We start from the raw sequence: 14404 nt of genomic DNA, 5'->3' as shown, positions 1-14404 counted from the left end.
ATCAGTTTGAAAGAGTAATAATCAGCGGTTCCACGATGATTTTCTGGGAGTAATACTTCGCGCCGCAGACATTGGAATTCAAAGTGTAGCCTCCTTTTCTGATCAAAAACTGGTTTTTGCTGTTTTTTGCAACGGGTAGATTATAAAACTTTTTGTTTTTGGTGCCCACCAATCGCACAATGATATCACAGTTGGATTCATTGGTAATTACTGCGGCAGTTTGGGGATCATTCGGGTCGGAATCATTTAGGAGATAAGTCAGGACTTGTGCGGTTACTTTTCTTTTGTCGATTTTATCTGCCTCCATCAGCTCCGCAAATTCTTTACTTTCGTTGATGATGGTGTTTGCCGTGTTGGGATAATTTCCGGAATTCGGCTTGTTCAGCGGCAAAATTTCACAGCTGCTGACCAAAAGAAAAACAAAAAGGGCGTAAACTGATCTCATCAAATTTTTTCCTGAAATTCATCATTACACAAAGCTACATGTTTTTTAGCAAAAAGTGAAATTTTCAGAACAGGGTTCACCGTACCGAATTGCTTTGCTGATCGGCTAAGCAGCAATTTCTTTGCTCAGGATTCCTTTGATTAAGGGCTTTTTTCGGGAAAAAGCTTATATTTGCCCCTTTATTAACCAATTTTGATATTATGAAGAGAATTTTATCTTTTGTTTTCGCTGCAACTTTGGCAGTGAGTGCGTATTCACAAACTTTGTGGACAGACAATTTTGAATCCTACACCATCGGAAATCTAGGAACCCAAGGAGGGTGGGCCAATGAAGGCGGTAGTGCGTCAAGCGTTAAAATTGCAACGATTGATGGTGCACATGGAAAATCGATGCGGATGAATACCACTGCGACGAGTGATCCTCAATTTATTTATAAGGAAATCAATATGGGCTTAGCTAATCCGGACAACGAGGTTTTCAGAGCGGAGGTCGAAATGTACACTGGAAATAACTGGGCGGAAATGCAGGTCTATGAATCCGATGGAACTAACTACTATGCAATCTTTGATATATATTTGAGCCCAACCAATGGAGCTTGGCTTGCTGATCAGGCGGATTTTGATGCTGATTTAAGTGGGGAGTTATTGACTCCAAACATTGCGGCAAATACTTGGTACAAAGTTATCGTTACGTATAACATTTCTGAGGGAACCATGAACGTTTCCATTAACGGAACCAATTACGGACCTTTCGCTAAAGAGGCATATCATTACCCAACAGAAATAGACTTGGTTGCTTCTGGAACAAACAATGCGGGATATGACAACATCGTGATTGCTGCAGATGCTGCTTTGGCTGTGTCGAACGTGAACAAAACAAAAGTCAACGTTTATCCGAACCCAACCACTGAGGTCTTGAATATTACTGCTGATAAAAAAGTGGCAAACGTAACTTTCTTCGACATGACCGGAAGAAAAGTGAAACAAACCACTGAAAATGTAATCAATGTGGAAGACCTTGCAAAAGGAAGCTATATTGTTAGCATCACCTTCGCAGATGGAACTGTGGAAAGCAAGAAAGTGATTAAGGAATAATTCCTAATACACCGATAAACAAATCAGCTGCAAATAATTTTGCAGCTGATTTTATTTTTATGAATTCCGAAAACCGGATTTCATCATTTTAGAGCGAGTAATTCGGTGCTTCCTGAGTAATAATTACATCATGTGGATGCGATTCTTTCAGCCCACTTCCGGTAATCATCACCATCTTGCTGTCCCGTTGCAAAGTTTCAATATCTTTGGTTCCGCAATATCCCATTCCCGCACGGATTCCGCCGGTTAGCTGGAAGACCACGTCTTCAAGTTTTCCTTTATGCGGAACACGACCTTCGATTCCTTCGGGAACAAATTTTTTCGCCTCACTTTGGAAATACCTTTCCTTTCCGCCTCTTCTCATTGCCGAAAGACTTCCCATTCCTTGATATGCTTTGAATTTTCTTCCCTGGAAGATGATTTCCTCACCCGGTGCTTCATCCGTTCCTGCAAGAAGTGAACCTAGCATCACCGCATTGGCTCCAGAAGCAATTGCTTTCACGATGTCTCCCGAAAGCTTGATTCCACCATCGGCGATGACGGTTACGTTTTTAGTTTTCGCATATTCGAAAACATTATAGATCGCAGAAAGTTGCGGAACGCCGACCCCTGCAATCACCCTGGTTGTGCAGATGGATCCTGGACCGACTCCCACTTTCAGCACGTTTGCGCCTGCTTCAATTAAATCTTTTGCGGCTTCTGCTGTTACAATATTTCCGCCGACAATATCCAGCTCCGGGAAATTTTTTCTGATTTCCGAAATTTTGTCCAGAACTCCTCGTGAATGTCCGTGAGCGGAATCCACCGCAATAATGTCCACTCCGGCTTTCACCAAGGCAAAAACCCGATCAATGGTGTCTTCACCAACGCCCACTCCGGCTCCCACAATCAGTCTGCCGTTTTTGTCTTTGTTGGCATTGGGATATTCCATTTGATTGTCGATATCTTTAATGGTGATTAACCCAGCCAGCTTGAAATTCTCATCCACGATGGGAAGTTTTTCCACGCGGTTTTCGAGCAGGATTTTCTTGGCTTGTTCCAAAGTGGTGTTTTTTCCGGAGGTGATGAGTTTGTCCTTCGTCATTAATTCTTCCACTTTCACTTCGAGGTTTTCCTGGTATTTCACATCACGGTTGGTAATGATTCCGATCAGTGTGTTTTCAGCATCTACCACTGGTAATCCCGAAATTTTATAGTTCGCCATCAGTTCTTTGGCCTGCTTCAGAGTATGATCTTTGGACAAAGTCACCGGGTCGGAAATCATTCCGTTTTCGGAACGTTTTACCCGATAGACTTGTGCAGCCTGTTCATCGATCGGCATATTTTTGTGGATAAAACCAATTCCGCCGACCCGCGCCAAAGCAATCGCCATATCGGATTCAGTCACCGTGTCCATTGCTGCGGAAACGATCGGAACATTGAGCGTAATTTTGTCGGTAAGTCTTGATTTTAGGGAAACCTGGTTCGGTAAAACCTCTGAATAAGAGGGAATGAGTAGAACGTCATCGAAAGTGATGGCTGTTTCTGTGATTTTGCTGTGAATAGACATCTTTACTTTCTGCGCAAAATTACAACATTTTTGCGAAAGTTGAAAATAATCCGTTTTTTTGCGAAAGAAAATTAATTTAGGTTCCTGAGGAAAAAATGAAAAAAAACCTCCCTTAAGAAAAATCAAGAGAGGTTGCATAATGAGTTTAGTGCAGAAAACTGTTTCTCCACAAATTATTTTCCACCCAAAATATTTCCTAAAATTCCCCCAAGTCCACCTTGTTGTTGGTTTCCGCCACCGCCAAGAATGCTTCCGATTATGTTCCCAATTCCACCTTGTTGACCGCTGCCAAGAACGCTGCCTAAAATATCGGTGATCGGATTTCCGCTTCCCTGAGCTTGTTGTTCCTGCACTTGACTGGATGCATTTCCCAGGATCCCGCCCAACAAATCACCTAATCCGCCACCAGATGTAACACCGCTTGCTTGCTTTTGCTGACCGATATATCCCATGATCAGAGGAGCCAGCATTCCTAAAATAGGTCCCATTTTGTCCACGGAAATTCCGGTGCTTTGCGAAAGTTGATTCTCTACGTCTGCTTTTTGGCTCCCAAAAATATGCTCCAGAATTGAACCACCTTCAGTTTGTCTTGCGGCTGCCTGTGAAGGGTTGTTCAGGATGCTTCCGTCGTGGTCTTTGTCTAAAGCATTATTTAAGGCGTCTGCTTCGGCCGGACTTTCCTGTGATTTTTTTCTAAGGTAAGAAATAACCAGCGGTGCAGCCACTGCCATAAGTGCGATTACCTGATTTCTACTGATTCCGAATTTGTTTTCAGCGTCTGCTGCAACTTGGTTTCCGGCATTTCCTGTGATGAGGTCAATTAAACTCATAGTTGGTTGGTTTTTTTGTGTTACTAAAATTATGATGATTAAAGCGATCAAAAAACCTGCCGAAAAAAAAAATGAATTTGTGCGGGAAGCAACTCAAATTTCTTAATTTCTTCCAGAGCATAACATTGGGAAATTTTGAACTTGATGTATTCTTCAGCACTGAGGGTCATCCGGCTCGCTGAAACTTCCCGACGCATCAATAAAAATAAAAATGAAAAAGATGCATTAAGGGTAAATCTTGGAATTCATTCTTAATTTTTAAAAATCGGAACATTGGAACAAGCTTCGCCAAACATCAGGGATTTCACGATCGGTTTCAGCTGTTCCACCAATTCGATGTAGGCATTTTCGGGAATGGACTTATCACTGCAACCTTTTACCAGGACTCTTTTGCCCATTAAATCTGTGAAATCGTAGGTTTGTAAAGCATTGTGCATGAGTAGAACTTCCAAATCTTCACGGCTTCCAAAGATGATTTTTTTTGTCGCGTCAGTCAATTTCGCAGTGATGAGAAAATATGCCCAAAGCGGAACAATCGCTTCGGCGGAATTGTAGATATAGATGAACGCATCACGGTATTCTTCGGGATTGACTGCTGAAACTTTTTCACGGAAATCTTTTTCTCTTAAAATCAAACCTTCAAAAAGGAAATCCTTCAGATCGATTCCGATTCTTTTTCCTTCGGGAACCAGTTTGGAAAGGTCGAAATTCACCAAGCCGCTCTCCGCAACTTTATTTTTTATTTCAAAATCTTCGGACATTTTTTTGTTATCTTTGAAAAGCAAATTTAAGCATAATAAAAAGACCGGAAAAATGACAACTCTGGAAAGAAAGTAATGCTTAAAACGAAAAATTGATTCAACTCAAGATCAAGCTGTTCTGGCCGAAATTGAAGCGATTTTCATCTATCCGGAGGAACTGATCAGGAAATTTGAAGAAGCTCATGTTCAATATTTGAGGGGCGAGTTTTTAGCCGATGAAGAAGAAAAAAAGAAATGGTTCGCAAAACAGGGAAAGTTACCGGATCGGCAGAATCGATGAAAGACAGAAAACACCTTTTTCCTATGGGGATAAAAGGAGCAAGACTGTGAATGATAGCAGGAAGTGGAATCTGCTATTTAATGAAAAAAGGAATATTGTTTTAGAAAATCCATTTAGCGGAAGAGAAACAAATGTGGTCAAGGTGCGAACTGCTCTGGTGAGAATTTGCCTGATTGTGTACTAAATATTTGACAGGGAAATTTTGGTTCTAACCGTTTGGGAAGCTCATCAAGACCAAGAAAATATAGAAATTCAGTTGATTTTTTTACTCATCAACATTCTTAATGAAATATTACATCATCGCAGGAGAAGCATCCGGAGATCTGCACGCTTCCAACTTAATGAAATCTGTCCTTAAAAAAGATACCAGCGCCGAATTCAGATTCTGGGGTGGAGATTTAATGCAAAAAGTGGCGGGAAGCACTCCGGTAAAGCATTACAAGGAATTAGCCTTTATGGGTTTTTTGGAAGTGGCCAAAAATCTGAAAACCATTCTTAAAAACATAAAATTCTGCAAAAGTGATATCGAAAACTACAACCCGGATGTCTTGATCCTGGTCGATTATCCAGGTTTCAATTTAAGGATTGCAGAATTTGCGAAAAATTTGGGAATCAAGGTGGTTTACTATATTTCTCCCCAACTCTGGGCGTGGAAAGAAAGCCGGGTAGAAAAAATTCAAAAATTCGTAGATGAAATGTTGGTGATCCTTCCGTTTGAAAAGGATTTCTATAAAAAGCACGCCGTGGATGCACATTTCGTTGGACATCCGCTCCTGGATGCTATTTCAGAGCTGGAACCACTTGATATCCAAGAATTTAAAAAAGATAACAGGCTGAATCAAAAAGAGATTATCGCTCTTCTTCCGGGTTCTCGCGAGCAGGAAGTTGCCAAAATGCTGGATTTGATGCTTTCCGTTCGTTCGGAATTTTCGGATTATCAGTTCGTCATCGCGGGTGCGCCAAGTTTGCCGAAAAGTTTCTACGAAAAATATGTGGATGAAAATGTACATTTTGTATCCAACAAAACCTATGATTTGCTGAGGTCTTCCAAAGCAGCTTTGGTAACTTCCGGAACAGCAACTCTGGAAACGGCATTGCTCAATATTCCCGAAGTGGTGTGTTACCGCGGAAGCAGAATTTCCTATGAAATCGGGAAACGTCTGGTGAAAAACATCAAATACATTTCTTTGGTCAACCTGATCATGGATCAGGAGATCGTGACCGAATTGATACAGAAAGACCTTACAACAAAAAATTTAGTTGCAGAACTGAGCAAAATCCTCAACGGTGCAAAACGGCAGGAAATCCTCCGTAATTATGAACTTCTTCGTGAAAAACTGGGCGGAAAAGGAGCAAGTGACCATGCCGCCGAAGTGATCGTAAATGGGTGATTTGACGGTGGATTTTATCAAAGTAATTTGATATTTTTGCGCGAAAACACCATTTGAAAAAGCAGCCATTATTTATTCTCTGCACGTTTTTTATTCTTGGAATTTTCTTGCAGGATTATTTTTTGCTGAATGAAAAGCTGATCCAGATTATTTTGGTAATCAGTTTTTTATTTTTGCTCTCCTTTCTGGTAAAAAATTATTTCGTTGCGCGGTTTCGATATTGTTTCTTATTACTGATGTTCTTTTCATTAGGTCTTTTTGCCCATTCATTGAAGCTTCAGAAACCGAAATTGCCTCGACTTCATGGGAAGGAATTCATCTATTTTAAGATCAATCAAAAACTCAATTCCAATGATAAAAATAAGCGCTACGAGATTTCCGCATGGTGCAACAGGCAGTTTTTTCAGAGCATACTTTCCATGCCGAAAGAAGAGCAGGATCTTGATTTCCGGCATTATTATAAAGGTGAAGCTTTTGTAAATCCCATTTCGAAGCCTTACAGCGGTTTTCAGTTTGATTATGGAAAATATCTTTCCAGAAAGGATATTTATTTCCAAAGCTATCTCCCGAATTCATATCAAAGCGGAGTAAGGAATGATCTCAGTTTTGCGGAAAAAATCCGTCAAAAACGCTTGGAAACATTAAGTAAAATTGATGCCGCCCATCTCAGCAAACAAACCCGTGAGTTCACCAAAGGAATTATTTTGGCAGACCGCACAGAAATGGACAAAGAAACTGTGCAGGACTTCCAAAAGTCTGGTTTAATGCATATTTTGGCTATTTCCGGATCGCACATGGCGATTATTTACATGCTTATTTTGTTTGTTTTGAAGCCTGTTTTCCCACGGAGGTTTCGAAATTTCAAAATTATTATTTCCTTAGTCTTAATTTGGGCCTTTGCCATTTTCATTGATTACGGAAGCTCCGTTGTTCGGAGCTGCGTGATGATTTCATGCTATTATATATATGTTTTGCTTCAGAGAAAGACGGATTTGCTTCATTCCATGGCGGTTGCGGCGTTTGCTATTCTCATTGTGGATACGAATCAGCTTTTTGATGTGGGTTTTCAATTGAGTTTTGCAGCAGTTTTCGGAATTTTCTGGTTGAATCAGCCCATTTTGAAATATCTGCCCAAACCGAAGAATAAGATTCAAAATTTCATGGTCAATGTGGTTTCGATAAGTTTGGCGGCGCAGATTTCAACGCTTCCATTGGTGGTCTATTATTTCCACCAGTGGTCGCTCATTTCAGTGGTCGCCAATTTGGTGGTGATTCCGGTGGCGGAAATCCTGATCATTTTCGCTTTGTTGATGACATTTCTGATCGCATTTTCTATTGATTTTTCATGGATCAATAGCTTGTATGATTTTTGCGTGATCTGGATTTTGAAGGTGATTCATTTTTTTGCGAACATTGATATGGCTTTTTATAAAATGATCCCAATCACTTTGCTTGAAGTCGCAGTTCTTTTTGTGATCATCTTTTACTTGAGGGATGCGATCTTTAAATTCAATCTAAAAAGTATATCGAAAGTCGTTTACTATTTGGCTCTGTTTGCTGCTTTGAGGTTCGTTTTAAATTTTAGGGCAGATCAAATCAATGAAGTTTTGGTTCACCAATATTTTAAAGAAAAGCTGATTTCTGTTAAGAGAAATGAAAAAGTGCAATTCCTGATTCCAGAGCATCTGGATCTGGAAAAACTAAAAGCTTACGTAATTGAACCTTATCTGACCGCTCGCCGGACAAAAGATTTTGAGATCAAATTTATTCCAAAAAATATCGAAACCGTTCATATTGATGGAAAAGTCTATGACTTGAGGAGCAGTAGGTAATTTACATGGGGATCAGCTGCAATGGTCTTTATGGCGCAAATGGTAATGAACGGAGCCCATTAAATTGATTTGGCGAAACCAGCTGATTTTCCAGATTGAGATTAGCGCTTTGCTGTTTTCGTGTTTCAGTTGGTTTTTTAACTTTTCTTCTTATTTAGAAACATTACAAACTGAATATTTCTGATGAATCTCACTTTTACATAGCTTAACAATTCTTTAACTTTGTGGGAATTCAAATTTAAACATAGTTATGTCAGGATTTTCACGTTCTACCATCGGTAGAAAATACGCAATGGCATTGTCCGCAATGTTCCTGCTCGTTTTCCTAATCATGCACCTTTCGGTGAATTTACTTTCGGTTTGTGGCAAAGATGGCCCCTTCAATGAAGCATCCTATTTTATGGGCTACAATTGGATGGTTCAATATATCATGCAGCCGATTTTGGTTTTCGCAGTGATGTTTCACTTCATCATGGGTTTCATCTTAGAAATTAAGAACAGAAACGCAAGACCTGTGAAATATGCGGTTTACGACGGAAATGCTAATACCACCTGGATGTCCAGAAACATGATTTATTCTGGATTGGTCATTTTGGCTTTCCTGGGTCTTCATATGTATGATTTCTGGCTCCATGAGATGACCTACAAATACATTCCGGGAGGTGGTGATCCGAATGATGTTACCAGATTTTGGCCAGAACTTCATGCGAAATTTGCGGAAACCTGGAGGGTGGTTCTCTATGTGATCTCTTTCATTTTGCTGGGATTGCATTTGGCGCATGGTTTCCAGTCATCTTTCCAATCTGTTGGAGCCAGACATCCGAAATACACCCCGTTGATCAAAAAAATCGGGACTTGGTATTCGATTTTGATTCCTGCCGGTTTCATCTTCATTGCGCTTTTTCATTTTTTAACTCAATAATTTGAATTTTAGTCAAATTCAAACTCTAAAATTCAAACATCAAATCTAAAATTTCAAATAATGAGTAAATTAGATTCCAAAATCCCAGCTGGTCCATTAGCCGACAAGTGGGAAAACCATAAAAACCACATGAACCTGGTTTCGCCAAATAACCGGGACAAGATCGACATCATCGTCATTGGAACTGGTTTAGCAGGCGGTTCTGCAGCAGCTACTTTGGCTGAGCAGGGATATAATGTAAAAGCTTTTTGCTATCAGGATTCGCCAAGAAGAGCACACTCTATTGCTGCTCAAGGTGGGATCAATGCCGCAAAAAATTATCAAGGTGATGGCGACTCCATTTACAGATTGTTTTATGATACGATCAAAGGTGGAGACTACCGTTCCCGAGAAGCAAACGTTTACCGATTGGCTCAGGTTTCTGGAAATATCATTGACCAATGTGTTTCGCAAGGTGTTCCTTTTGGAAGGGATTACGGTGGACAATTAGACAACCGTTCCTTCGGTGGTGTTCAGGTAAAAAGGACTTTCTACGCGAAAGGTCAAACCGGACAGCAATTGCTTTTGGGAGCCTATTCCGCCATGAGCCGACAAATCGGTAAAGGAAGAATCAAAATGTATAACCGCCACGAAATGTTGGAGCTCGTCGTCGTGGATGGAAAAGCCAGAGGAATTATTGCAAGGAATCTGGTGACCGGTGAAATTGAAAGACATTCTGCTCATGCCGTGGTTATTGCATCCGGTGGATACGGAAATGTGTATTTCCTTTCTACAAATGCAATGGGCTCCAACTGTTCCGCATCATGGAAAATTCACAAAAAAGGAGCATATTTCGCAAACCCTTGCTACGTGCAGATTCACCCAACGTGTATTCCGGTTCATGGAACGCAGCAGTCTAAGCTGACTTTAATGTCTGAATCTTTAAGAAACTCCGGTAGAATCTGGGTTCCAAAAAAAATCGAAGATGCAGTTGCAATTCGTGAAGGAAGGCTTAAAGCAAAAGATATTAAACCTGAAGACCGTGACTATTATCTGGAAAGAAGATATCCGGCTTTTGGAAACTTAGTGCCGAGAGACGTGGCTTCGAGAGCGGCCAAGGAAAGATGTGACGCTGGTTTCGGAATCGAAAACAATGATACCAAAGAAGGTGTTTTCTTGGATTTCTCCACCGAGATTACCAAAAAAGGAAAAGAAGCCGCCATTGAGAAAAACATCCATAATCCAACGGAGCAGCAAATCTATGATTTAGGAAAAGCTTGGGTGGAAGAAAAATACGGAAACCTTTTCGTGATGTATGAAAAAATAACGGCAGACAATCCATATGAAACCCCGATGAAAATCTATCCTGCGGTTCACTATACCATGGGAGGAATCTGGGTTGACTATAATTTGCAGTCCACTATTCCGGGTTGTTTCGTCATTGGTGAAGCAAATTTCTCAGACCACGGTGCAAACAGATTGGGAGCTTCAGCTTTGATGCAAGGTTTGGCGGATGGCTATTTCGTGCTTCCTTATACGATCGCAGATTACCTTTCAGCTGATATCAGAACTGGAGCAATTCCAACCGATTTGGCAGAATTTGATGAGGCGGAGAAAAGTGTAAAAGACCGGATTAATTTCTTCCTTAATAATAATGGAAAACATTCCGTGGATTATTTCCACAAAAAATTGGGCCACATCATGTGGAACAAAGTAGGGATGGGAAGAACTCCTGAAGGATTAGCCGAAGCAATTAAGGAAATCGAAGAAGTGAGAAAAGAATTCTGGGCAGAGGTGAAAGTTCCGGGAAGCAACGATGAAATGAATCCTGAGTTGGAAAAAGCCGGCAGAGTAGCCGATTTCCTGGAATTGGGACAATTAATGGCAAAAGACGCACTGGGTAGAAAAGAATCTTGTGGTGGACATTTCCGATGGGATCACGCAACGCCTGAAGGTGAAGCAGAAAGAGATGATGTCAACTACATGTATGTTTCAGCTTGGGAATATAACGGAGACGATATCAATGCTGAAATCCTTCACAAAGAGGATTTGAAATATGAAAATATAGAGGTGAAAACCAGAAGCTACAAATAATCTCCAAAATATTAATAATTATGAGTGCAAAAAAAGGACTAAACCTGACTCTGAAAATTTGGAGACAGAAAAACAATAAAACCAAAGGACAATTTGAAACCTACAAGATTTCAGAGGTGTCCACCGATTCCTCATTCCTGGAAATGCTGGATATCTTGAACGAAAAACTCATCAACGAAGGAAAAGAACCGATTGCTTTCGACCACGACTGCCGCGAAGGAATCTGCGGAATGTGTTCTCTATACATCAATGGCCGTCCACACGGTCCAGATACCGGAATCACAACTTGCCAGCTTCACATGAGAATGTTCAAAGATGGTGAAACCATTACCATTGAACCTTGGAGAAGTGCAGCGTTCCCAGTCATCAAGGATTTGGTGGTGGATAGAAGTTCTTTTGACAGAGTGATGGCAGCAGGTGGATTTATTTCGGTAAATACATCCGGAAATACCACTGATGCAAACAACATTTTGGTCGATAAAGAAGAAGCTGACAAAGCCATGGATGCAGCCACCTGTATCGGTTGTGGAGCATGTGTAGCGTCTTGTAAAAACGGTTCCGCAATGTTGTTTGTGGGAGCAAAAGTTTCCCAATACGCTCTTCTTCCGCAAGGACAGGTGGAAAGAAAAAGACGGGTTCTGAAAATGGTAGCCGCCATGGATGAAGAAGGGTTTGGAAACTGTTCAAACACTGGAGCTTGTGAAGTGGAATGTCCGAAAGGAATTTCTTTGGAAGTGATCGCCAGGTTGAACAGAGAATACTTCGGAGCTTCATTAGACCAGGGATAATTGAAATTCCACTCATCAAAAAATCGTCTGAAAATTGCTTTCAGACGATTTTTGTTTTCAGAACAAATATCTTTGCGCTTGCTTATTCAAACTTTAAACCAATTCCACCATTTCGGTAACCTCCACATCATAACCTCCCACCAAAGGTTTTTGGTTCACATTCTGGGTAATAACACGGAATTTATTGATGCCCAGGTTTTTTAAGATTTGAGTTCCAATCCCATAATCCCTGAAATTGGAAGATAAAGTAGGCCGCATTTCGTGGCCACTTTGGAAATCCAGAAACTGCTGCAGTTTACGCATCGTATTTTCGGAATTGGAAACATTGTTGATGAAAATCAGAGCGCCTTTTCCTTCATCGTTAATCATTTTCGTGACTTTCGCCAACAAAGGTTTCTCACCTGTAACCAACCTGCTCAAAACATCGAAATAGGAGTTTGAAGATTGTACCCGAACCAAAACCGGCTCGTCTTCCGACCAAGTTCCTTTAGTCAGCGCAAAATGGATTTGATCGGTGCTTGTCTCCTTGAAGGCAAAAAAATCAAAATCACCATAGGTGGTTTTTACTTTTCTTTCCTCGATTCTTTCAATGAGGTCGCCTTTCCTCAAAAGATATTTAATCAGATCCTCGATGGAAATCATCTTCAAACCAAGATTTTGAGCCAGCGTGTGAAGTTGCGGCAATCTCGCCATGCTTCCGTCTTCGTTCATGATTTCGCAAATCACGCCGCCTTCTTTCAGGCCTGCAAGTTTGGTCAGATCAATCGCCGCTTCAGTATGTCCTGCTCTTTTTAGAACGCCCCCTTTTTTAGCCCGCAAAGGAAAAATATGTCCAGGTCGCATCAAATCGGCCGGTTTGGTATTTTCGTCCATCAATGCGAGAATCGTTTTGCTTCTGTCGCTTGCAGAAATTCCTGTGGAAACACCGTCTCCCAACAAATCCACAGAAACCGTGAAAGCCGTTTCCTTCGGGTCGCTACTTCTGGTGACCATGATTTCCAGTTCCAGCTCGTCACATCTTTTTTCTGGCAGCGGAGTGCAGATCAAACCTCTTCCGTGAATCGACATGAAGTTGATGATTTCAGGGGTGGTCAGTTCTGCGGCACAAAGAAAATCACCTTCATTTTCGCGGTTTTCATCATCCACCACGATGATGACTTTGCCGTTTTTCAGATCGTCAATGGCTTCCGGAATCGTATTGAGTTTTATTTCAGACATTTTACTTTTAGATTTTTGCAAAGGTACTGAGATTTGGAGCGAATCGCAATTTTTATTTGGGCGTCTTTTTCCGTCTTCCGCTCCCAATCTTTTTTCGCCGACGTCTAAATCCAACAGAGAAAAAAGGATTTCCGCTCAAGCCGGGACGCGGGAGTTTGCCCAGTATTAAATTGAGATTTGCGTTGAAGAAGATCTTAATTTTTAAATCAAAGAATCCACCACCTCCCGGAAAATCTCATAACTCTTCACTCTCGCTTCATGTTCGTAAATATGCGAAGTGATCATGAGTTCATCCACCTGAAACCGGTCTTGGAAATTCCTGATCTGGGTTTTCAAGGTTTCCGGACTTCCCACAAAACTGTATCGAAGCTTTTGCAGAACTCCGGCTTTTTCCATGGAACTCCAGATTGCATCCATGTCTTCTACCGGTGGAGCATAGGGCTTTCTGTCGTTTCGAATGATATTTAAAAACGCCTGATACAAAGTGGTAGTCAGTTTTCTGGCTTCTGCGTCGGTTTCTGCGCCGATTCCGTTTACGCAAGCAATCAGGTATGGTTCCGGAAATTTTGCACTCGGTTTGTAGTTTTCAAGATAGATTTCAAAAGCAAAGCTCATCATTTCGGGGGCGAAATGTCCAGCGAAAGCATACGGCAATCCAAATTCCGCGGCAAGCCACGCACTGTCTGTGCTGGAACCCAAAACGTAAATCGGAATATCGCAACCTTCGCCGGGAATTGCCCGTACTAAACTTTCAGCATTTTCTTTTGAGAAATATTTTTGAAGTTCGCGGATTTGTCTGGGAAACTGTTCGTTAATGGTCATGGGATTTCTTCCCAAAGCTTGTGCCGTCAAACCATCAGTTCCGGGAGCTCTTCCCACTCCCAAATCGATTCTTTGCGGGAAAAGACTTTCCAAGGTTCCGAATTGTTCTGCAATGACTAGTGAGCTGTGATTCGGTAACATGACGCCACCGGAACCTACTCGGATTTTTTGGGTTCCATTTGCGATAAAACCTATTAATACAGATGTAGCGGAACTTGCAATCGACGCCATATTGTGATGTTCGGCAAGCCAAAATCTTTTGTAATTTAATTTTTCTACATTTCTGGCCAAATCCAGACTGTCATTAAAAGTTTCATGGATCGTTTTGTTTTGTTTCACTGGAGCCAAATCCAGCACAGATATTTCGAAGGGTTTCATTGAAGTTTAAATTTTTTCTTA

Annotated in this window: 13 protein-coding genes; 7 read left to right on the top strand and 6 right to left on the bottom strand. The window is 41.1% G+C overall.

The window, feature by feature from the left end; all coding sequences use genetic code 11:
• Position 1: 1 nt before the first annotated feature.
• Positions 2-445, bottom strand: coding sequence for a DUF6759 domain-containing protein (locus L0951_RS06235; protein WP_234110370.1), 444 nt, complete (start codon positions 443-445; stop codon positions 2-4).
• A gap of 200 nt (positions 446-645) precedes the next feature.
• On the opposite strand from L0951_RS06235, the gene L0951_RS06230 reads away from it, so the two are divergent.
• Positions 646-1539: a T9SS type A sorting domain-containing protein gene (locus tag L0951_RS06230; RefSeq protein WP_234110369.1), complete on the top strand. Its 894-nt coding sequence runs from the start codon at positions 646-648 to the stop codon at positions 1537-1539.
• 88 nt (positions 1540-1627) lie between these two features.
• On the opposite strand, the gene guaB is transcribed toward L0951_RS06230, so the two are convergent.
• The 3 genes from guaB to L0951_RS06215 all read right to left on the bottom strand — a co-directional run bounded on the left by guaB (position 1628) and on the right by L0951_RS06215 (position 4679).
• Positions 1628-3088 carry an IMP dehydrogenase gene (gene guaB, locus L0951_RS06225; RefSeq protein ID WP_234110368.1) on the bottom strand — a complete coding sequence of 487 codons (1461 nt, stop codon included), beginning with the start codon at positions 3086-3088 and terminating at the stop codon, positions 1628-1630.
• Between the two features lie 173 nt (positions 3089-3261).
• Complete coding sequence (locus tag L0951_RS06220; RefSeq protein WP_234110367.1) at positions 3262-3918, bottom strand: DUF937 domain-containing protein; 657 nt, start codon at positions 3916-3918, stop codon at positions 3262-3264.
• Positions 3919-4169: 251 nt separating this feature from the next.
• Positions 4170-4679, bottom strand: coding sequence for a DUF2480 family protein (locus L0951_RS06215; RefSeq protein ID WP_234110366.1), 510 nt, complete (start codon positions 4677-4679; stop codon positions 4170-4172).
• A gap of 215 nt (positions 4680-4894) precedes the next feature.
• Between L0951_RS06215 and L0951_RS06210 the strand changes: the two genes are divergently transcribed.
• The 6 genes from L0951_RS06210 to L0951_RS06185 all read left to right on the top strand — a co-directional run bounded on the left by L0951_RS06210 (position 4895) and on the right by L0951_RS06185 (position 11965).
• Complete coding sequence (locus L0951_RS06210; RefSeq protein ID WP_234110365.1) at positions 4895-5143, top strand: hypothetical protein; 249 nt, start codon at positions 4895-4897, stop codon at positions 5141-5143.
• Positions 5144-5243: 100 nt separating this feature from the next.
• Entirely contained in the window at positions 5244-6350 is a 1107-nt protein-coding gene (gene lpxB / locus L0951_RS06205) for a lipid-A-disaccharide synthase (protein WP_234110364.1), read from the top strand.
• Positions 6351-6640: 290 nt separating this feature from the next.
• Positions 6641-8182, top strand: a complete 1542-nt coding sequence (locus tag L0951_RS06200; protein WP_234110363.1) for a ComEC/Rec2 family competence protein — start codon at positions 6641-6643, stop codon at positions 8180-8182.
• Positions 8183-8432: 250 nt separating this feature from the next.
• Positions 8433-9104, top strand: a complete 672-nt coding sequence (locus L0951_RS06195; RefSeq protein ID WP_234110362.1) for a succinate dehydrogenase cytochrome b subunit — start codon at positions 8433-8435, stop codon at positions 9102-9104.
• A 60-nt stretch (positions 9105-9164) separates the two neighbouring features.
• Entirely contained in the window at positions 9165-11177 is a 2013-nt protein-coding gene (locus tag L0951_RS06190) for a fumarate reductase/succinate dehydrogenase flavoprotein subunit (RefSeq protein WP_234110361.1), read from the top strand.
• 20 nt (positions 11178-11197) lie between these two features.
• Entirely contained in the window at positions 11198-11965 is a 768-nt protein-coding gene (locus tag L0951_RS06185) for a succinate dehydrogenase/fumarate reductase iron-sulfur subunit (protein WP_234110360.1), read from the top strand.
• Between the two features lie 93 nt (positions 11966-12058).
• On the opposite strand, the gene ribB is transcribed toward L0951_RS06185, so the two are convergent.
• Together ribB and L0951_RS06175 are read right to left on the bottom strand one after the other, a co-directional pair.
• The gene (ribB, locus tag L0951_RS06180; protein ID WP_234110359.1) at positions 12059-13183 is read right to left on the bottom strand and encodes a 3,4-dihydroxy-2-butanone-4-phosphate synthase; all 1125 of its coding nucleotides are present in this window, start codon (positions 13181-13183) and stop codon (positions 12059-12061) included.
• A 201-nt stretch (positions 13184-13384) separates the two neighbouring features.
• Positions 13385-14383, bottom strand: coding sequence for an LLM class flavin-dependent oxidoreductase (locus tag L0951_RS06175; protein WP_234110358.1), 999 nt, complete (start codon positions 14381-14383; stop codon positions 13385-13387).
• Positions 14384-14404: the final 21 nt, after the last annotated feature.

The organism is Chryseobacterium sp. R2A-55 (genome assembly GCF_021401085.1).
Lineage (GTDB): Bacteria > Bacteroidota > Bacteroidia > Flavobacteriales > Weeksellaceae > Kaistella.
The sequence above is the reverse complement of the archived record's forward strand: the minus strand, read 5'-3'. Positions and strand labels throughout refer to the sequence as shown.